This window comes from Paraburkholderia kirstenboschensis, assembly GCF_904848585.1.
GTDB classification, from domain to species: Bacteria; Pseudomonadota; Gammaproteobacteria; order Burkholderiales; family Burkholderiaceae; genus Paraburkholderia; species Paraburkholderia kirstenboschensis.
Window position 1 is genome coordinate 177,685 of the sequence record NZ_CAJHCR010000007.1, and the last position, 18,644, is coordinate 196,328.

General features: G+C 61.7%; 18 protein-coding genes. 10 read left to right on the forward strand and 8 right to left on the reverse strand.

Going from position 1 to position 18,644, the window contains the following annotated elements; all coding sequences use genetic code 11:
- Positions 1–47 precede the first annotated feature (47 nt).
- Together JMY24_RS19955 and JMY24_RS19960 are read left to right on the forward strand one after the other, a co-directional pair.
- On the forward strand, positions 48–1,214 hold the full coding sequence (locus JMY24_RS19955) for a CaiB/BaiF CoA transferase family protein (RefSeq protein ID WP_128596161.1): 1,167 nt from the start codon (positions 48–50) through the stop codon (positions 1,212–1,214).
- Positions 1,211–1,975: an enoyl-CoA hydratase gene (locus JMY24_RS19960; protein WP_201702728.1), complete on the forward strand. Its 765-nt coding sequence runs from the start codon at positions 1,211–1,213 to the stop codon at positions 1,973–1,975. Before JMY24_RS19955 ends, JMY24_RS19960 begins: the two co-directional genes overlap by 4 nt.
- Positions 1,976–2,031: 56 nt before the next feature.
- Here the strand turns inward: JMY24_RS19960 and JMY24_RS19965 are convergent, their stop codons facing one another.
- The 4 genes from JMY24_RS19965 to JMY24_RS19980 all read right to left on the reverse strand — a co-directional run bounded on the left by JMY24_RS19965 (position 2,032) and on the right by JMY24_RS19980 (position 6,910).
- Complete coding sequence (locus JMY24_RS19965) at positions 2,032–2,472, reverse strand: hypothetical protein (protein WP_201702731.1); 441 nt, start codon at positions 2,470–2,472, stop codon at positions 2,032–2,034.
- Positions 2,473–2,610: 138 nt separating this feature from the next.
- Positions 2,611–4,299, reverse strand: coding sequence for a purple acid phosphatase family protein (locus tag JMY24_RS19970; RefSeq protein ID WP_128598192.1), 1,689 nt, complete (start codon positions 4,297–4,299; stop codon positions 2,611–2,613).
- An 88-nt stretch (positions 4,300–4,387) separates the two neighbouring features.
- Complete coding sequence (locus JMY24_RS19975) at positions 4,388–4,831, reverse strand: hypothetical protein (RefSeq protein ID WP_128598191.1); 444 nt, start codon at positions 4,829–4,831, stop codon at positions 4,388–4,390.
- 144 nt (positions 4,832–4,975) lie between these two features.
- Positions 4,976–6,910 (reverse strand): putative bifunctional diguanylate cyclase/phosphodiesterase, encoded by a 1,935-nt coding sequence (locus JMY24_RS19980; protein ID WP_128598190.1) that lies wholly within the window; start codon positions 6,908–6,910, stop codon positions 4,976–4,978.
- 360 nt (positions 6,911–7,270) lie between these two features.
- On the opposite strand from JMY24_RS19980, the gene JMY24_RS19985 reads away from it, so the two are divergent.
- The 6 genes from JMY24_RS19985 to JMY24_RS20010 all read left to right on the forward strand — a co-directional run bounded on the left by JMY24_RS19985 (position 7,271) and on the right by JMY24_RS20010 (position 13,318).
- A complete protein-coding gene (locus tag JMY24_RS19985; RefSeq protein WP_128598189.1) occupies positions 7,271–8,365 on the forward strand; it encodes an ABC transporter ATP-binding protein in 1,095 nt (364 codons plus the stop codon).
- Entirely contained in the window at positions 8,352–9,476 is a 1,125-nt protein-coding gene (locus JMY24_RS19990) for an ABC transporter ATP-binding protein (protein WP_128598188.1), read from the forward strand. The genes JMY24_RS19985 and JMY24_RS19990 overlap by 14 nt, the downstream gene beginning before the upstream one ends.
- Positions 9,473–10,369: a carbohydrate ABC transporter permease gene (locus JMY24_RS19995; RefSeq protein ID WP_088175542.1), complete on the forward strand. Its 897-nt coding sequence runs from the start codon at positions 9,473–9,475 to the stop codon at positions 10,367–10,369. Before JMY24_RS19990 ends, JMY24_RS19995 begins: the two co-directional genes overlap by 4 nt.
- Positions 10,359–11,171: a carbohydrate ABC transporter permease gene (locus JMY24_RS20000; protein ID WP_128584506.1), complete on the forward strand. Its 813-nt coding sequence runs from the start codon at positions 10,359–10,361 to the stop codon at positions 11,169–11,171. Before JMY24_RS19995 ends, JMY24_RS20000 begins: the two co-directional genes overlap by 11 nt.
- Positions 11,171–11,452 carry a DUF2160 domain-containing protein gene (locus JMY24_RS20005; RefSeq protein ID WP_128598187.1) on the forward strand — a complete coding sequence of 94 codons (282 nt, stop codon included), beginning with the start codon at positions 11,171–11,173 and terminating at the stop codon, positions 11,450–11,452. Before JMY24_RS20000 ends, JMY24_RS20005 begins: the two co-directional genes overlap by 1 nt.
- Before the next feature lie 126 nt (positions 11,453–11,578).
- Positions 11,579–13,318, forward strand: coding sequence for an ABC transporter substrate-binding protein (locus tag JMY24_RS20010; protein WP_128598186.1), 1,740 nt, complete (start codon positions 11,579–11,581; stop codon positions 13,316–13,318).
- Between the two features lie 90 nt (positions 13,319–13,408).
- On the opposite strand, the gene JMY24_RS20015 is transcribed toward JMY24_RS20010, so the two are convergent.
- The 3 genes from JMY24_RS20015 to JMY24_RS20025 all read right to left on the reverse strand — a co-directional run bounded on the left by JMY24_RS20015 (position 13,409) and on the right by JMY24_RS20025 (position 15,574).
- On the reverse strand, positions 13,409–13,918 hold the full coding sequence (locus JMY24_RS20015; protein ID WP_128598185.1) for a DUF1697 domain-containing protein: 510 nt from the start codon (positions 13,916–13,918) through the stop codon (positions 13,409–13,411).
- A 112-nt stretch (positions 13,919–14,030) separates the two neighbouring features.
- On the reverse strand, positions 14,031–14,798 hold the full coding sequence (locus JMY24_RS20020; protein ID WP_328809232.1) for a DUF2182 domain-containing protein: 768 nt from the start codon (positions 14,796–14,798) through the stop codon (positions 14,031–14,033).
- 8 nt (positions 14,799–14,806) lie between these two features.
- The gene (locus tag JMY24_RS20025; RefSeq protein ID WP_128598184.1) at positions 14,807–15,574 is read right to left on the reverse strand and encodes a DUF899 domain-containing protein; all 768 of its coding nucleotides are present in this window, start codon (positions 15,572–15,574) and stop codon (positions 14,807–14,809) included.
- 129 nt (positions 15,575–15,703) lie between these two features.
- On the opposite strand from JMY24_RS20025, the gene JMY24_RS20030 reads away from it, so the two are divergent.
- Complete coding sequence (locus tag JMY24_RS20030) at positions 15,704–16,924, forward strand: helix-turn-helix domain-containing protein (protein ID WP_128598183.1); 1,221 nt, start codon at positions 15,704–15,706, stop codon at positions 16,922–16,924.
- Positions 16,925–16,933: 9 nt separating this feature from the next.
- Entirely contained in the window at positions 16,934–17,587 is a 654-nt protein-coding gene (locus JMY24_RS20035; RefSeq protein WP_128598182.1) for a Vgb family protein, read from the forward strand.
- A gap of 36 nt (positions 17,588–17,623) precedes the next feature.
- Here the strand turns inward: JMY24_RS20035 and JMY24_RS20040 are convergent, their stop codons facing one another.
- On the reverse strand, positions 17,624–18,571 hold the full coding sequence (locus JMY24_RS20040; protein ID WP_128598181.1) for a GlxA family transcriptional regulator: 948 nt from the start codon (positions 18,569–18,571) through the stop codon (positions 17,624–17,626).
- Positions 18,572–18,644: the final 73 nt, after the last annotated feature.

The following is an 18,644-nucleotide window of genomic DNA, read 5'->3' on the forward strand; positions in this document are numbered from 1 at the left end:
CGACAGTGGAGCTACAACAAAGCCACTTATCCAGGAGGAAGCTCGACATGACGGAATCAAGGCAACTACCACTGCAAGGCATTCGCGTGCTGGACGTGAGCCAGGTCATGGCGGGCCCGTTCGCCTGCATGATGCTGGCCGACCTGGGCGCGGACGTCATCAAGGTCGAACCGCCCGAAGGCGATCAGACGCGCGGCTCGATGGGCTTCAAGATGAAGGGTCCCGACAGCATGGGGTTCCTTAACCTCAACCGCAACAAGCGCTCCGTCACACTCGACCTGAAGAGCGACGAGGGGCGCGAGTTGTTTTATAAGCTTGCCAGAACAGCTGATGTCATCGTGGAGAATTACCGCCCCGGCGTCGTGCAGCGCTTGCGGATCGACTACGAGTCGATCAAGGCGATCAACCCGAAGATCGTCTACGCGAGCATTTCAGGCTTCGGGCAGAGCGGGCCATGGGCGTCGCGGCCCGGCTTCGATCTGATGGCGCAGGCCATGTCCGGCGTGATGAGCGTGACCGGCTACAAAGGCGGCAAGCCTGTGAAGGCGGGCGTACCGGTGGCCGACATCGGCTGTGCGATGTTCGCTGTGTACGGTCTCCTGTCGGCCTATATCGGTGCGCAGAAAACCGGGGAAGGCCAGCATATCGACGCGTCGCTGTTCGACTCCATCATGGCCTTCTCGATCTGGGACATGTCGGACTATTGGGGCACGGGCGTGCCGCCCACGCCGCTCGGCACGAGCAACAAGATGAGCGCGCCCTATCAGGCGGTGAAGGCCCGGGACGGTTACTTCGTGATGGGGGCAACGAACCAGAAACTGTGGACAAAGCTGTGCAACGTGTTGGAGCGGCCGGATCTGATCGACCATACCGATTACGCGACCGTGTCGCTGCGCCTGAAAAATCGCGAGGCGATGATCGAGGTGCTGGAGCAGGAATTCGCCAAGCGCGACAGCAGCGAATGGGTGGACGTGTTGCTCGCGGCCGGCATACCAGCGGGACCGATTCTTTCGTATCCCGAAGCATTTGAAAGCGACCACGCGCGGCATCGCAACATGTGTATGGAAATCGACCATCCGAACGAGGGCAAGGTCAAGAACATCGGCTTTCCCGTCAAGCTGCTCGGCACGCCGCCAACCGTGCGCCGCCATCCGCCGCTGCTGGGTGAACATAACGATGAGATCTTCGCGGAGATCAACGGAGCCGCGTCATGAGCGAACTGGTTAGCCTCAGCGTCGACGGTTCCGGCGCGGCGGAAATCGTGATCGACAGACCTGAGCGGCACAACGCGATGACGCTCGACATGTACGAGTCGCTACTCGCACTCGTCGCCCAATGTGAAGCGAATAGCGACGTGCGCTGCATCTTGTTGCGCGGCGCCGGCGGCAGGTCTTTCATCTCCGGCACGGACATCGGCTATTTCACGGACTTCCGCGATGGGCGCGATGGCGTGGCGTACGAAGCGTTCGTCGAGCGCGTGATCGGCACGGTCGAGCGAATCGCGAAGCCCACCATAGCGGTGATAGACGGCTGGGCCGTGGGTGGCGGTCTGGCGCTTGCCACGGCCTGCGATTTCCGCATATGCAGCGACGCATCGCGCTTTGGTGCGCCGATTGCAAAGACGCTGTCCAACACGCTTTCATCGCGCAACATCGCGCGGCTCCAGGCGGCGTTGGGCACGCCGCGCGTCAAAAAGATGCTCTTGCTCGCCGACTATCTGACGGCCGACGAAGCGCTGGCCTGCGGATACGTCTATCAGGTCTGCGAGCCGGGCCTGCTGCAGGAGGCAGCGCATACGCTCGCGCAACGGTTGATAGCGCTCTCGCCCGTCACGCAGAAAGCGGTGAAGGAGAGCTTGCGCCGCATCGTCGTCGAACAACGACTCGACGATGAGGACCTGATCGAAGAAGTGTATGGCAGCACCGGCTTCAGGGAAGCGGTGCTTGCGTTTACGTCGGGCTCTTCGAAGTCATGAGTGCGTGGACCGCACCTGTATTGCCGGTGCGGTCCAGAAGCACCCAGGCCCGCCGCTTAATCGTAATGCCGATGCTTATGATGCTTCTTGCCCGAACGATAATCGCGCGAGTAGTCGTCGGCATACGGGTTGGAGCGCGAGATATTGCCGCCGAGCGCGGAGCCCGCGCCGCCGCCCAAGGCTGCGCCGATCAGGCCGCCGCCACGTCCGCCCATCGCGTTGCCGGCTGCGGTGCCCGCACCGCCGCCCAGCGCGCCGCCTACGATGGCGCCCGTGCGCTCACGACGGTTCGACGTCACCGCGCCGCCTGCGCCGCCGCCCACCGCGCCGCCAATCACAGCACCCGTGCTGCCGCCGACCGCGCCGCCCAATGCGGCACCCGCTACGCCACCAAGCGCGCCGCCCAGCGCATTGTTCATATCGCCGGCCATAGCCGAGAACGACGCCGCGCTCGTGAGCGCTGCAACAGCTACAATTTTCAGAATTCGCTTCGACATAAGAGGTCTTTGGTTTTTATGAGACGGCGCGAGTATAACCGGCGATCCGAAAGGCTTCTGTAACCGCCTCATCGCGTACCGGTAAGACGTGTAACAAATCCTGCCGCGCCGTCCTTGGCTCTTGCAGCCGCCTGCGCGTCAGCGCCTGCGTTTCTTTTTCAGTTCGATGGTTTCGAACAGTTCATAGTTCGCTGTAGGCGTCAGGTCCGCGCCGGGCGCATGATAGTAGTTCATCGTGATGGTCGTCTCGCCGCCCGGATGGCCCGGGTCATGATCGAACACGGCGATGCCGTAGCCGGTGCCGGTATCGCGTTGCGCGGACCAGATCGCGTCTTCGACCGCATCGGCGCTCGCCCGCACGAACGTGCCTGCCGTGCTGCCCGGAACCGGACGGTTAGGTCGCGTGAAAATGCGCGCTTGCGGCAGGCCGGTGCCCGCGTCGACACCGTACACGTCGAGTGGCGCGCTCGTACCGCCACCGCCGAGAATCAGGTGGATCGTGCCGTGGCTCGTATCGAATGTCGACGCCCCCGCGGAAATCGCCGACATCACCGGCTTTGGCTGCAATGTATCGACGGGACGACCCGTTGCGATATCGGTGCCCTTGTTGTGATTGCAGCCGCGCACGGGATAGCTGCGCTCATAGTCGTGATCGTGGCCGCATAGCACGAGGTCCACGCCATAGCGGTCGAACAGCGGCAGCCAGGCTTCGCGGATGCCTTTATCGGAACCGTTGCCCGTCTTCGAAGAACTCAACGCGTCCTGATGCATCTGCACGACGATCCAGTCGACGTCGTCGTCCTGGGTCGCGTGGCGGAGCGTCTTCTCCAGCCAGCGCGTTTGCTCTCCGCCGCTGTAGCCGCGCACATAGAATGACGTGCCTGGCTCGATCGGCGGATTGCCCGTGCTCGCTGCCGGCACGAGCGGTGCCGGCCCGGCCACGAACGCGGCGGCGTCCTGATAGACGACGTCGTCTGCATCGAGCGAAATGAACAGCACCGAGCTCACGCGAAAGCTGTACCAGCGCCCCTGAAAGCGCGTGTGATTATCAGGCAGCGTGTAGCGCGCGAGGTACGACGCGAACCCTTGCTCGCCGTTGTGAAACTCGATCTCGTGATTGCCGGGGCACGGCATCCACGGACGATTCGCGGCCGAACTTTGACAGTTGTTGCCGAAGTCGCGCCACACTTCGGGCTGCTGTGTCGGGTTCAGATTCGCATAACAAAGGTCGCCGTTGAGCAGGTGGAACAGCGGTTGAAAGCGCTCGACCGCCTGCACCGCGAAGCGGCTTTGCGGCGACGACAGCACCCAGCCGGTATTGGGCGTGGCGAGGTCGCCATAACTCGTCCAGCGAAACGGTGCGCGGCCTCGCGGCGCCGTGCGGAAGCCGCCGCTAAAGGGCTGCGCCGCGTTGCTGTCGTTATCGGCCGTGACCTCGTATTCGTAGCTCGTGTCGGGCTTGAGGTCGCGCAGGCGCGCGTGATAGTTGAATACCACTTCGCCATTGAGGCCGTCGGTGTACGTGGTCTGCACGCCATGCACGATCCGTTTGCCCTCTCCAACCCGGCCAATGCGCAAATGCGGCTTCACGGCAGCCGCGAGCGATGCCCACGACACCGTGACTTCACTGCATGGATCGTTGCCCCAGGTGAGGTGTACCTGCTCGGGTGTGCCGTCCGGCGTGCCGCTCGCGGCGCGCGCTGTTGAGAGCGCGCTGGCGGCGCTAGCGAGACCCGATGCGCCGGCGAACTTCAGGAACCCGCGACGCGAAACGATGGAAGCGCCCTGATCGGCTGGCGAAGCCTTAGCGTTTTTTGTGTTCGACATGTCTATGTTTTGTGGGTAGGAAGAACTGGCGTCTTTGACCAGCGATCCTAGTCGCGAAACAGTGACAGTTGAATGAAAACGGCAAACGCTAATGCCTGGGCGGCTGTGGGTTGTTGGCAGGATTCGTATCGAACTTCGAAACGCGTTCGATACCGCTTTTAATGCCGCCGGATGTGCCGCTCCCACTGCATAGCGCCAATATTTCGGTCTCCATCTCATCGGCCGTCTGCCCGTCGTAGATCTGTTCGCCATTCACGTAGACCGTGAACGACCGCAGGTACTTCGCTTTCTTCTCCGGGTTTTCGATCGTCTCGCGCGTCCACTGATAAAGCGAATATTTCTCGATACCAAGCCGCTCCGCCTCGCTCACGTAATCCGCGAATGCGTCGTACTGACAAATCACGGTCGCGTTATGCCGAAGCAAAATCCTCTGAAGCGCAACCTGCGCCGCGCCGGAAGAATCGGCGCGCAAGGCGCTGGCAAGTTCTGGCGAGACGGTGAGCCGTAGCTGGAATTTGAGAGTCGAGTCCACATGTCCCCCACTGTGGGATGTAGGCGACGTATTCGCCGCCTCATAATGCGCAGCATACGCTTACCGTTGCCGCTCGCCACGGCTGCGAAAGAGACCGGTCTTTGTTTCGCTGACCCGCTACGACAAAAAACCGGTAGTGCCCGCTTAGGCCGGATTCACCGATTGCGCGGCAAGCTTTTCGTCAATGCGCGCGATCTCGCAGCCTTGCACCGGTTTGCCGAGTAAAAAGCCTTGCGCGTGCGTGCAGCCGGAACGGCGCACGAAGTCGAGTTGCTCTTCCGTTTCGATGCCTTCGGCCGTGGTCGGCATGCCGATTTCGCGCGCCAATGCGACGATGCCTCGCACGACCGCGGCAGATTCGCGTCGATGCACCGACTCCTTGACGAACGAACTGTCGATCTTCAGCTTGTCGAATGTGAAACGCACGAGCGTCGACATGGTCGAGAAGCCAGTGCCGAAATCGTCGAGCGCAAGGCCGATACCCAATGCACGCAACCGCGAGATATTGCGCCGGGTCACCACGTCGTCGTTCAGCAGCACCGTCTCCGTCACCTCGATGTTAAGACGCTCGGGCGGAAGCCGCGTCTTGCGAAGCACGCCCGCAACGATCGAGGCGAACGTCTCTTCACGCAATTGCACCGGCGATACATTGACCGCGACGGGAACCTTGTCGCGCCACATGACCGCTTCCTTGCAGGACTGCAATAACGCCCATTCGCCGAGCGCGAGGATGAGGCCGGTACGCTCCGCAGTCGGAATGAAAGCCGAGGGCGACAGCTCGCCGCGTGTCGGGTGCGTCCAGCGAATCAGCGCCTCGCGGCCCGTCACAAAGCCGCTGGCCACATCGACAATCGGCTGATACTCCATGCGCAGTCCGCTGAACGAACGCAGCGCTCCTTCCAGGTCGCTGCGCAGCAGGCTCAGGTTTTCGTCGGATACATGCTGCTCCGCGTCGAAAATCAGGTACGCGCTCTTGCCGCTGCGCTTGACCGCGTATAACGCGCGGTCGGCGCAAATCAGCAACTGCGGCCCGGTCGAAGCGTGCTCGGGACACAGCGCAACCCCCACACTCGCGCCGATATGAACGAGCGCGTCACTCAACGCGAAAGGCCGAGCCAGCGTTTTGACGATGCTGTCCGCCAGCACGCGCACATCGCGGGACGGGTCGGGTGCTTCTGAAATGACCACGAATTCATCGCCCGCAAGGCGCCCGACGATGTCGGTGGCAGGCAGCACTTCACGCAAGCGGACCGCGGCCTCCTGAAGAATCTGGTCGCCGGCGGCATGACCCAGGCTGTCGTTGATTGCCTTGAAGCCGTCCAGGTCGATCAATAGAACAGCGAACAATGGCTCGCGATGCGACGCGCCCACCGCCGTGCGCTCCAGCAGCAATTCATTAATGCGCGCCCTATTCGGCAAGCCTGTAAGGCTATCGTGATGCGCGAGCCTCTGACTGTTTTCGCGCGCGAGCAGCAGCGCGACCGTATCGCGATTGCTGCGAAGCGCCACGGTCAGAAAACCGGCGGCACAGAACGGCGCCTGAAACAGCAGCACGAGTTTTCCCGAGCCGGGCGACAACGCCGCGCCAACGCCCAGCAAACCGAGAATGAAGAGGATCTGCAGCATGACGAGCCGCGGCGTGGCCGCATTGCGTCCGGCCAGCCCGCCGACGACGCCGACGGCGCAAACGTTGCCAAGCAGAAAAAGCGTCGCGTCGCCGCTGATATTGCAGAGCAAACTGCCGAAGCCGAACAACGCGCTCCACACAATGCTCGCGAGCACAAACGAGGAGGTAGGCGTTGGCAGACCGCGCGCACTACAGCGGCAACACAGCCAGATAAGCCAGAGACGCACCATGAGCAGCAAAACAACGGCGCCGGTCCAAGTCGCATATAGCAGGATTGGATACAGATAGCAGGCAGTCGCGCAGACGCTGATTTCGCAGATCGACGCGAACACGATTGACGATGTGCGCGTGAAAAGATTGGCGAGGAGTATCTGCCGGTTCTCGGGGCTCAGGTTCTGAGCGGAAGAGACGATCCACCTGAAAAATGGAGACCTTGGTTCGCTAAAAGCCATGACCTACGCATTTTTAATGGTTAGTGAATCGAACGGGCAGCGTGGGTCCCGATTATTACGTAAACATAAGTCGAAAGGTCAAATCGGCCAGGAGTCGGCGTAAATCGCCTTTCCCAATTGTTGGGCATTCCGAGAAAGCGGCAGGCTGCTAGTCGAGGCTTACGGAGACGCAAATCGACAAGGTTCTCTATTTCCGCCTTTCGTAAGGTTAACCCCGATTTAAACGCAAACCAACAAAAGGGACATTCTGTTTGCTGCATGTAATCAGAGTGCAAACCAATTGATGCCCGCCGCGAAGCTCCGGCTTTGCGGACGGCGCACAGACACACAGACATATCTCGCGCCTGAAAGGAGAGCAATTTGGTCCTGGAACTGGAGCAAGTCAGTGTCGTTTCTGGCGGGCAACCGTATCTGTACGGCGTGGATTTGCGTCTCGTGCCAGGCGCCATCAATGTGTTGCTCGGCCCCACCCAGGCAGGCAAGACCACGCTAATGCGCGTCATGGCGGGACTGGACAGGCCAAGTGCGGGCCGCGTGCTCGTCGACGGCCAGGATGTGACAGGCGTCAGTGTGCGCCAGCGCAACCTTGCAATGGTCTATCAGCAGTTCATCAATTACCCGGCGATGACGGTGTTTCAGAACATCGCCTCGCCGCTCCAGTTACAGAAGACCGATCCCGCCGAAATCCGCCGACGCGTGCAGGAAGTCGCGGCCAAACTGCATATCGAGCATCTGCTGGAGCGGCGGCCGAGCGAACTGTCAGGCGGCCAGCAGCAGCGGTGCGCGCTGGCCCGTGCGCTCGTGAAGCGCACATCGCTCGTGTTGCTCGACGAACCGCTCGTCAATCTCGACTACAAGCTGCGCGAAGAATTGCGCATGGAACTCGCCACGCTTTTCGCGGACGGCAAGACGACCGTGGTGTACGCGACCACCGAGCCGCTGGAAGCACTGCTGCTCGGCGGCTATACCGCGATCGTCGATAAAGGCCGCGTGCTGCAATTCGGTCCGACGCTCGACGTCTATAACGCACCGGTCAACGTCGGCGCCGCAGCCGTCTTCAACGATCCGCCGATGAACATGCTCACGAGCGAAATGAACGGTAACGGCAGCGCGCGACTGCCGATCGGCATCGACGTGCCGATCCGCCGCGGTACCGCTGTGAACGGCACATGCCGCATCGGCATCCGGCCCGGGCACTTGCGTCTTGCAGCGAAGACATCGCGTGCGATCGCCGTTCCATGCCGGCTCGAACTTGCCGAATTGAGCGGCTCGGAAACCTATCTGCACCTGCACACGCTCAATGGCGGCATTGATCTCGTCGCGCAGTTGCAAGGCGTGCATCAGATCGAACTCGGCACGCAACTCGACGTATTCATCGACCCCGACGAACTGTTTGTGTTCGGCGCGGATACGAAGCTCGTATCCAGCCCGGAGGCGGCTTATGGCGCGCATTGAGTTCCAGAATCTCGCGCACGCGTATCGTCCAAAGCCGGCGACGCTCGACGACTACGCGCTGCAACCCATGAGCATGGTCTGGGAAGACGGTGGCGCTTATGCGTTGCTCGGACCGTCTGGTTGCGGCAAGACCACGTTGCTGAACATCGTGTCGGGTCTCGTCAAGCCGTCCGAGGGCAAGGTGCTGTTCGACGGACGCGACGTGACCGCGCTGGGCGCACGCGAGCGCAACATCGCGCAGGTGTTCCAGTTCCCGGTGATCTACGACACCATGAGCGTGTTCGACAACCTCGCGTTTCCGCTGCGCAACCGCAAAATGCCGGCAGCCGAAGTGAAAAAGCGCGTGCACGAAGTGGCCGAAATTCTCGACATGACGCGCGATCTGCCGCATAAGGCGAGCAACCTGGCGGCGGACGCGAAGCAGAAAATTTCACTGGGGCGCGGCCTTGTGCGCCAGGACGTCGCAGCGATCCTTTTCGACGAGCCGTTGACCGTGATCGATCCGGCCATGAAATGGATGTTGCGCCGGCAGTTGAAGAAAATCCATCAGCAACTCAAGCTCACGCTCATCTACGTCACGCACGATCAGGTCGAGGCACTCACCTTCGCTGACGAAGTCGTGGTCATGACAAACGGTCGCGTCGTTCAGAAGGGCGGCGCCGATGCGCTTTTTCTAAGGCCGGATCACGCGTTTGTCGGCTACTTCATCGGTAGCCCCGGCATGAATCTTTGCCCAATCGAGCTTGACGCGGACGGCGCGAGAATCGGCGCGCAGCGGCTCGCTCTCGACGCCGGCACACTCGCGACGCTAAGAGATGCGCACCAGCACGCAAACGCCGCGCTCACATTAGGCATTCGCCCAGAGTTCGTGCGGCTCGCACAGGAAAGCGAAGCGGGTGCGGTCAAGGCGCAGGTGTTGCGCGCGCAACAGCTCGGCAACTATCAGCTCGTCACAGCGCAATGCGACGGCCATCTGTTCAACGCGAAGCTCGATCCGCATGTTCGCGTGGTGGACGGACCGGCCTGGCTGCGCCTCGCCGCGCCTGAAACGGTGTTCTTCTGCAACGACGAAAGAATCGACGCACGCATCTCCGAAGGGGCCGCGCGATGAACAAGCCCGTCAATCAGAAAGCGTGGCTGCTGGTCGTACCTGTGTTTATCTGCGTCGCGTTTTCCGCGATCCTGCCGCTGATGACCGTGGTCAACTATTCGGTGCAGGACATCATCAGCCCGACACAGCATGTGTTCGTCGGCACCGAGTGGTTTCGCAACATCATGACCGATCCCGATCTGCGCGGCGCGCTCGGCAGGCAGATCATATTTTCCGCTTGCGTGCTGCTGTTCGAGATTCCGCTCGGCGTGGGCCTCGCCCTTGCGATGCCAGCTTCCGGTTGGCGCGCATCCGCGGCGCTCGTCATACTCGCCATGCCGCTGCTGATTCCATGGAACGTGGTCGGCACGATCTGGCAGATCTTTGGACGCCCGGATATCGGTCTGCTCGGGTATTGGCTCAATAGCCTCGGCTTCGACTACAACTACACGGCGAGCCCCACGGCCGCATGGCTCACCGTGCTGGTGATGGACATCTGGCACTGGACGCCGCTCGTCGCGTTGCTGTGCTATGCGGGCCTGCGCGCGATTCCCGATGCGTTCTATCAGGCCGCCGAAATCGACGGCGCGAGCCGCTTTGCCGTGTTCCGCTACATCGAATTACCGAAGATGCGCGGCGTGCTGATGATCGCCGTGCTGCTGCGCTTCATGGACAGCTTCATGATCTACACGGAGCCGTTCGTGTTGACCGGCGGCGGTCCTGGCGATTCGACGACGTTCCTCAGCCAGTACCTGACGCAAAAAGCGGTCGGCCAGTTCGACCTCGGCCCAGCCGCCGCATTTTCGCTGATCTATTTCCTCATCATCCTGCTGCTGTGCTTCATTCTCTATAACTGGATGAGCCGTGTAGGCAAAGGCGGCCCCGCTGCGGAAGGAGACGAACATGCAGGATAAGCGCCGCTGGATGCGCACGTTGGTGCTCGTCGTTTATATGCTGTTCGCGCTGATTCCGCTGTACTGGATGTTATCGATCTCGTTGCGCACGAACGAAGAAACCATGTCGACGTTCGCCACGCTGCCGCAGCACGTGACGTTCGAGAACTACAAGATCATCTTCACCGATCCGTCCTGGTACTGGGGCTATATCAATTCGATCGTCTACGTGCTGATGAATACGGTGATGTCGGTGCTCGTCGCACTGCCTGCCGCTTACGCGTTCTCACGCTACCGCTTTCTCGGCGACAAGCACATGTTCTTCTGGCTGCTCACCAACCGGATGACGCCGCCCGCCGTGTTCCTGCTGCCGTTCTTCCAGCTCTATTCGAGCGTCGGTTTGACCGACACGTACATTGCCGTGGCGCTTGCGCACATGCTGTTCAACGTGCCGCTCGCTGTGTGGATTCTCGAAGGCTTCATGTCGGGCGTATCGCGCGAAATCGACGAAACAGCGTATATCGACGGCTATACGTTCCCCGCTTTCTTCGTGAAGATTTTCCTGCCGCTGATCAAGTCGGGCGTCGGCGTCACGGCGTTCTTCTGCTTCATGTTCAGCTGGGTCGAACTGCTGCTCGCACGCACGCTGACCTCCGTGAACGCGAAGCCGATCGCGGCGGTGATGACACGCACGGTGTCGGCGGCCGGCATGGACTGGGGCGTGCTGTCAGCGGCGGGTGTGCTGACCATCGTTCCAGGTGCGCTAGTGATCTACTTCGTGCGCAACTACATCGCGAAGGGCTTTGCGATGGGGAGAGTCTGATGTTCACGTGGATGTACTGGACGCCCGAAGTGGCGCTCTTCTTCGGCTGCATTGTCGTGATGCTGGCAGGCATGACCATGTGGGAACTGCGCTCGCCGACGACTGAACGCAAGGGCTTTCTGCCCATCTCGACCACACGCGGCGACCGTCTGTTCATCGGTCTGCTCGCGGCGGCGTATGTGAACCTCGCATGGATCGGCATCAGCGCCGAAGGCTCGAACTCGTGGCCGGGATTCGCGGCCTCGGTGCTCGTTTTGCTCGCGATCATGTGGAAAGGCTAGCGAGTCGGCACACGCAGACACGCACGCACAGACACACGCAATGAAGGCTCGCAACTCCCGGTTCCGCTGATGCCCCGAGCGGGCTCCGGCCAGATTCAAGGGGCACGAAAGACACAGGAGAAGACCATGCAACAGAGGAGACGGATCGTCGCGCTCGCAGTGGCAGGCATCGTGTCAGGTGCCCTCGCGAATCACGCAACAGCGGGTATGCCCGAAGCGCAAAAATGGGTCGATAGCGAATTTCAACCGAGCACACTTTCGAAACAGCAGCAGATGGACGAAATGAAATGGTTCGTCGACACGTCTGCCAAACTGAAGTCGCAAGGCGTCAAGGAGATACACGTGGTGTCGGAAACTATCGACACGCACATCTACGAATCGAAAACACTCGCGAAAGCATTCACTGAAATCACCGGCATTCAGGTAAAGCACGACATCATTCAGGAAGGAGATGTCGTCGAAAAGTTGCAGACGTCGATGCAATCCGGGCAAAGCATCTACGACGGCTGGATTTCCGACTCCGATCTGATCGGCACGCACTATCGCTACGGCGTGATCGTGCCGCTTTCCGATTACATGACGGGCGAAGGCAAGGAGTATACGAACCCTGGCCTCGACATCAAAGACTTCATCGGTACGAGTTTTACGACCGCACCGGACAAGAAGCTCTATCAACTCCCCGACCAGCAGTTCGCAAACCTTTACTGGTTCCGCGCCGACTGGTTCGCACGCAAGGACTTGCAGGACAAATTCAAGGCGAAGTACGGCTATGAGCTGGGCGTGCCGGTGAACTGGTCCGCGTATGAAGACATCGCCGAGTTCTTTACGAACGACGTGAAGAACATCGACGGTGAAAAAGTCTACGGTCATATGGACTACGGCAAGAAAGACCCGTCGCTCGGCTGGCGCTTCACGGACGCCTGGCTTTCAATGGCGGGCGAAGCCGACAAGGGCATTCCGAACGGCATGCCGGTCGACGAATGGGGCATACGCGTGACGCCGGACGGCTGTCATCCGGTGGGCGCGTCGGTGTCGCGCGGCGGCGGCACCAACAGTCCCGCGGCGGTCTACGCGACGACCAAGTACATCGACTGGCTCAAGAAATACGCACCGCCGGAGGCGTCGGGCATGACCTTCAGCGAGGCGGGCCCGGTGCCCGCGCAAGGCAGGATCGCGCAACAGGTCTTCTGGTACACGGCGTTTACCGCGTCGATGCTCAAGCCCGGCAATGTCACGAATCCGGACGGCACGCCGAAGTGGCGCATGGCGCCGTCGCCGCACGGCGCGTATTGGAAAGACGGCATGCAAAACGGCTACCAGGACGTCGGTTCATGGACCTTCTTCAAGTCGACGCCGGCCAATCAGCGCGCCGCAGCCTGGCTCTATGCGCAGTTCGTGACGGCAAAGAGCGTGTCGCTGAAAAAGTCGATAGTCGGTCTCACGTTTATTCGCGACTCCGACATTCATAGCGACTACTTCACGAAAAACGCGGACAAGTACGGCGGTCTGATCGAGTTCTATCGCAGCCCGGCACGCGTCGCGTGGACGCCGACCGGCAACAACGTGCCCGACTATCCGAAGATGGCTCAGCTCTGGTGGAAGAACGTCGGCACGGCAGTCGCCGGCGAAAAGACGCCGCAGGCCGCAATGGATAACCTCGCGAAGGAAATGGACCAGGTACTGTCCCGTTTGCAACGCGCCGGCATGAAAGTGTGTGCGCCGGAGCTGAATCCGCCAAGCGATCCGTCGAAGTGGTTGTCCGACCAACACGCGCCGTGGAAGAAGCTCGGCAACGAGAAGCCGAAGGGCGAGACGGTCAAGTACGAGCAGTTGCTGTCGGCGTGGAAGGCGGGCAAGGTGCGCTAAGCGGCTGATCTGGCAATTGGCGGTTCATAAGCGGGCGGCACCACGCGTGCCGCCCTTTTTTATTTCCGCCGATGCCACAAGCCGTATGCGCTACTCATTCGCCATGTCCACAAGCCTGGCAACCGTGTTCATGTTGCGTGCGGTTCCCGTTTTGGCGGCCGGGATTTTTAGCTTCGTATCCGCCATTCCGTTGTTGTAGTGCACGTAGATTTCGCGCGTGCCGAGCGCCATTTCTTCTTCGCGCTGGCCGCTCGCGTGAGCGAGCGCGTCGGCAGGCGGCGCTGTGTCGAGAAAAATCGCGACCGTCCGGTTCGGCGCGGCGGACTTGAACGGATTAGCGGTCAGCACCTGCGCAAGTTCCTCGCTGGTTCGCACCGCGACGCCCACCGGTTTGCCCGCGTACTCTTCAAGGCGACGCTCGAGCCGGCTTTTCACCGATGCCTCGGCAAGCTTGCTGTCGAACACCACGTTGCCGCTTGCGATGTACGTCCGTACGTTGGTGAAGCCAACGGACTCGCACATAGTCCGCAATTCCGCCATAGGAAGCTTGCCGGTTCCACCGACATTCACGGCGCGCAGAAAAGCAACGTATCGGGTCATCGAATGAGTTTTTCTGATGTTGAATACAGGTCTTTACACGAGCGAGGCGGCTCGCACGATCATAAACAAACCGGCGCCGATAATCACGAACCCGAAGCCTCGCGCGATGAATTCACCGCGCGGCGCCATGCGTTCGAGTGCAAATTGCGACCGTGACGGCCGCCATTGCACGCAGATCCATCAAGCCGGACACGGCAAGCACCGCCGTCAGGCTTGCACAGCAGAAACAGCAATGGACACCCAAGCGCACACCGTATTGCATCGCGGCAACCGCGCGCGTCGGCAATGCATGAAGGCGGTATGGCGCCGCGTGGCGGCAACAGCGAAGATAATGCGCCTTCCACGCCGTGAGTTGCAACGCACCCGCGCCGAGCACGATTACGCCGGCTACAACGGGAACAGCGCGAGAAATCGCGGGTGTCTGCATCTCAAGCGCCGCTAATGTCGCGCCGAGCGCAAAGAGCGCCGCACCCAGCGCGGCCCACACAGCGAAATAGCCGACGCCGGCGAGCAACGTCATAAGCCCTGCTCGCGCGTGCCCCGCTCTGCCAAGCGCCTCACCGTATCGCCACAACACGGGTGCGAGCGACGGCAGCATCATCGCGATCATCATGACGACCCACATGCCGACGAACGATGCCGCGATGCGTGGCCACGTGCGGCCGCACATGGCCATCCACATCGTCGGCATGGTCCAGCCGCCGGGCATGGGCATGTCGCCCATGGTCGACATGGACACGCATGCAACGATGGTTGCCGCCGCGCTGAGTGCAAATAGCAACGCGCAGACACCGTAAAAGATCGCGCGCGAACGAGAAGCGCGCGTGCCGAATTCTCGCGTCGCGAAGTCGCCGCATTGGCTTGCGCGCCCGGGGTTCATCACGCACCTCAGCGCTTTTCATACTCGTCGTGACGGCGCCACCAGATGCCGGTCTCATTGCGGCCTTTCGGCGCGCGGTCGAGCCATTGGTACATGCCCCACAGGCCGTCCAGTCCACGCGCGTACGTGGAATACGTGTGGTAGACCGCGCCGTCTTCGAGTACGAAGGCGCTCAGGCCTGGCCGGTCGCGCGCGTAGGTGGATGCGTCGGTACCGCATGTCGCTGCGAATTGCGCGACGGGCTCCGGAGCCGGTACCGCGTCCATTGCGTGACGGCCGCGCTGATAGTTATATTCGACGGTGCCCTCGCGCTGCTGCTCCTCGGTGAACGAGATGTTGAAGTCGAAGTTGAAGTCGCTGCCCGCCGACGAAGCCCACGGAAACGTCCACCCCATGCGCCGCTGGTATTCCTGCAGCTTCACCAACGGCGCGCGGGATATGGCCGTCAGCGCCACGTCGTGATTGGCCAGATGAATCGCGATGCCGTCGAAGCCATCCGCAATCGACGAGCAAGACGGGCACCCTGCCTTGTAGTCCGGCCCGAACATGAAGTGATAAACGAGGAGCTGCGAGCGTCCTCCAAAAAGGTCGGCAAGCGATGCGATGCCCTGCCCGGTCTCGAATCGGTACGTCTTGTCGACGCGGACCCAAGGCAATTCCTGGCGTCGGCGCGCCACTTCGTCGCTGCGTCGCGTAAGTTCTTTTTCCGCGTTCAGCAGATCGAGGCGCGCTGCGAGCCACTGCTCGCGCGTCCCGGTCGGATGTGTCGTGGTCATGGTTCTCTCCGTTCGGTTTCACTCGTCGCTCGATCGCTTTCGATACGACGTACTGGTTGGCGGTCGTGCTAGATTAGTATCGGGATTCCGGACGGTGGGAGTGACAAGTGTGGCGCGATTTCAATCAACATGGACCCGCTAATCAAGGCCGCCGCGCAAGCGCTCGCTGCCGGTGATCCGCTCGGCGCATTGAAGCGCGTCGCGTTACGCGAGGACGCCCCGGCGCTCGCGCTTCGCGGCATCGCGATGGCGCAACTGGGCGATTTCATCCGGGCCAAGGCGCTCGTGCGAAGCGCGGCGCGCGCGTTCGGTTCGAAGCAAGCCGTGGCCCGCGCAAGATGTGTCGTGGCGGAGGCGGAGATTGCGCTGGCGTCGCGCGATCTTGCATGGCCGGCGAGAGCGCTCACCACTGCGCGCGCGACGCTCGAAGCACACGGCGACCGCGCCAATGCCGCGCATGCGGGCTATCTGGAGGTTCGCAGGCTTGTTCTGATCGGACATATCGACGAGGCTGAGCGCATGCTTGGCGCGCTCGATTTCGCGCCTTTGCCGCCCATGCTGAGGGCGGCGCATCAGCTAATGGTGGCAGGCATTGCGCTGCGGCGTTTGCAGGCCAACAAGGCTCGCGCCGCGTTCGCACGAGCCAGGCACGCGGCGCAAGCTGCGGATATTCCCGCGCTGATTGCCGAGGTCGAAAGCGCATCGCATACGTTGAACCTGCCAGCCGCGCGCCTGATCGCACGCGGCGAACAACGGCTGCTGCTGCTTGACGAGGTTGAAGCACTGCTGATGTCGAACGCGTTTGTGGTCGACGCCTGTCGCAATGTCGTGCAGAAGTCCGGCACGGCTGTGTCGCTGGCAAGGCGCCCGGTGTTGTTCAATCTCGCGTACCAGCTTGCCGAAGCATGGCCCGCCGATGTGCCGCGCGACGCGCTAATCGCACGCGCATTCAGAACGAGACTTGCCGATGACTCGCATCGCGCGCGTCTGCGGGTGGAGATCGGCCGGCTTCGCACGATGCTTGGCACGTTGGCCGATATAAGCGCGACGCCGCGTGGCTTTGCATTGGCGCCGCGCGATGGGCAGGAGGTTCGGGTGCTCGCGCGGCCCGTCGAAGAGACTCATGCGGCAATGCTCGCGCTGCTCGCGGATGGCGAGTCGTGGTCGAGCTCCGCGCTCGCGCTCGCACTCGGCGCAAGCCAGCGCACCGTGCAGCGCACACTCGATTCGCTCGCGGCCGTCGGCAAAGCCCAGTCGTTTGGTCGAGGACGGGCGCGCCGCTGGATGGCCCCGCCCGCGTCCGGATTCGCGACAACGTTGTTACTCCCCTCGCCCGTCACGCTCAATTAGGATGACAGCATGAATCGATCAAACGCCACTATCATCCGCGAATACGGTCCGTTCCCGGACGTCCAGCAAGTAGGCGGCGTCACCTACGACGGCCAGCAGGTCTGGATTGCAACGGGCAAGACGTTGAACGCATTCGATCCCGCGAGCGGCCAGACTGTGCGCGCAATCGAAATCGCCGCCGACGCGGGCACAGCCTTCGACGGCCAGCATCTCTTTCAAATTGCCGCAGGCCGCATCCACAAGATCGACCCGGCAACCGGCCGAGTGCTTTCGAGCATCCCTGCGCCGGGAGGCAATGGCGCGTCGGGACTCGCGTGGGCCGAGGGATCGTTGTGGGTCGGCGAGTATCGCGAGCGCAAAATTCATCAGGTCGATCCAGAGACCGGCGCGGTGCTTTCGAGCATCGAGTCGAACCGTTTCGTGACGGGCGTCACGTGGGTCGACGGCGAGCTTTGGCACGGCACCTGGGAAGACGATGCAAGCGAGTTGAGGCACATTGACCCACGTACCGGCGAGGTACTGGAAAGCCTTGAGATGCCCGAGGGCGTCGGCGTGTCAGGCCTCGAGTCCGATGGCAGCGGGCAGTTCTTTTGCGGTGGCGGAAACAGCGGGAAGGTGCGCGCCGTGCGCCGTCCGGAACGCGAGACGCGAGACGTCAGCTAATTGGCGCTGCCTTCGTGCCGCGAACCGCGTGCGTTTTCACGTGGCACTACGCACTTCGCGGCGCACCGCCTGCGGCGGCAGTCCAAACCCGCGTATAAACGCCTCGCGCAAATGGCGCCGGTCGCGAAAGCCGGTCTCTTTCGCGATGACGTCGAGCGGATGCCGGCTTTGCTCGATCATCAGGCGCGCGGCTTCGAGGCGCAGGCTTTCAACAGCACGCGCGGGCGATTGCCCCGTTTCGAGCGTAAACACACGGCTGAACTGACGCGGACTCAGGTTCGCCTTGCCGGCCAGTTCATCGACGGTAAGCGGCCGGCTCAGGTTCTCACGCGCGTAGTTCAACGCGCTCTGAACGCGGTCCGACTTTGGCGCGAGGTTCAGCATTTCCGAATGCTGCGATTGGCCGCCCGAGCGCCGCTGGTGCATGACGAGCTTATGCGCAACGGAGCGCGCCACCTCGGCGCCGAGATCTTTTTCGACCATCGCAAGCGCGAGATCGAGCCCGGCAGTCATGCCGGCCGACGTCCAGATCGGACCGTCGACGATATAAATGCGGTCGTCTTCCACGCGAACATCGGGAAAGCGCTTCTGCATTTCACGTGCGTAAGCCCAGTGCGTCGTGGCGCGTCGCTGCGATAACAGACCCGCCTCAGCAACCACGAAGCCGCCTGTGCAAATACCGCCGATGCGCCGTGCGCGCGGCCCGGTTTTGCGGAGAAACGCGAGCACGTCTTCGGGCGCCGGCGACGCGAGCGGATCGTTGACGCCCGCGACGATCCACGTGTCCGTTTGACGCCGCGATCTAAGCGGACTCGTGCTCACGGTCATACCTAGCGACGAACGCACCTCGCCGCCCGCAGGCGAAAAATTCTCCACCTGATAGAACGGCTCGCCCACTACCACGTTCGCGTATTCGAAAACGGCTTGCGTGGCGATCGCCATGACCTGGAAGCCGTCGCTCAGCAAATATCCCACGCGGTGCATGCCGGTTCTCCGTCCAAGTGTATGTCCTGAAACCTAACCATATATGTCATTTGCGCCGCCGTCAAAACGGGAC

Bases quoted from the DNA above. Each gene is read 5' to 3' on its own strand.
- JMY24_RS19995 (WP_088175542.1), top strand. From the start codon at position 9,473: ATGAACAAGCCCGTCAATCAGAAAGCGTGGCTGCTGGTCGTACCTGTG.
- JMY24_RS20005 (WP_128598187.1), top strand. From the start codon at position 11,171: ATGTTCACGTGGATGTACTGGACGCCCGAAGTGGCGCTCTTCTTCGGC.
- JMY24_RS19955 (WP_128596161.1), top strand. From the start codon at position 48: ATGACGGAATCAAGGCAACTACCACTGCAAGGCATTCGCGTGCTGGAC.
- JMY24_RS20010 (WP_128598186.1), top strand. From the start codon at position 11,579: ATGCAACAGAGGAGACGGATCGTCGCGCTCGCAGTGGCAGGCATCGTG.
- JMY24_RS20035 (WP_128598182.1), top strand. From the start codon at position 16,934: ATGAATCGATCAAACGCCACTATCATCCGCGAATACGGTCCGTTCCCG.
- JMY24_RS20015 (WP_128598185.1), bottom strand. From the start codon at position 13,918: ATGACCCGATACGTTGCTTTTCTGCGCGCCGTGAATGTCGGTGGAACC.
- JMY24_RS20000 (WP_128584506.1), top strand. From the start codon at position 10,359: ATGCAGGATAAGCGCCGCTGGATGCGCACGTTGGTGCTCGTCGTTTAT.
- JMY24_RS20030 (WP_128598183.1), top strand. From the start codon at position 15,704: ATGGACCCGCTAATCAAGGCCGCCGCGCAAGCGCTCGCTGCCGGTGAT.
- JMY24_RS20040 (WP_128598181.1), bottom strand. From the start codon at position 18,571: ATGCACCGCGTGGGATATTTGCTGAGCGACGGCTTCCAGGTCATGGCG.
- JMY24_RS19980 (WP_128598190.1), bottom strand. From the start codon at position 6,910: ATGGCTTTTAGCGAACCAAGGTCTCCATTTTTCAGGTGGATCGTCTCT.
- JMY24_RS19965 (WP_201702731.1), bottom strand. From the start codon at position 2,472: ATGTCGAAGCGAATTCTGAAAATTGTAGCTGTTGCAGCGCTCACGAGC.
- JMY24_RS20025 (WP_128598184.1), bottom strand. From the start codon at position 15,574: ATGACCACGACACATCCGACCGGGACGCGCGAGCAGTGGCTCGCAGCG.
- JMY24_RS19970 (WP_128598192.1), bottom strand. From the start codon at position 4,299: ATGTCGAACACAAAAAACGCTAAGGCTTCGCCAGCCGATCAGGGCGCT.
- JMY24_RS19990 (WP_128598188.1), top strand. From the start codon at position 8,352: ATGGCGCGCATTGAGTTCCAGAATCTCGCGCACGCGTATCGTCCAAAG.
- JMY24_RS19960 (WP_201702728.1), top strand. From the start codon at position 1,211: ATGAGCGAACTGGTTAGCCTCAGCGTCGACGGTTCCGGCGCGGCGGAA.
- JMY24_RS20020 (WP_328809232.1), bottom strand. From the start codon at position 14,798: ATGAACCCCGGGCGCGCAAGCCAATGCGGCGACTTCGCGACGCGAGAA.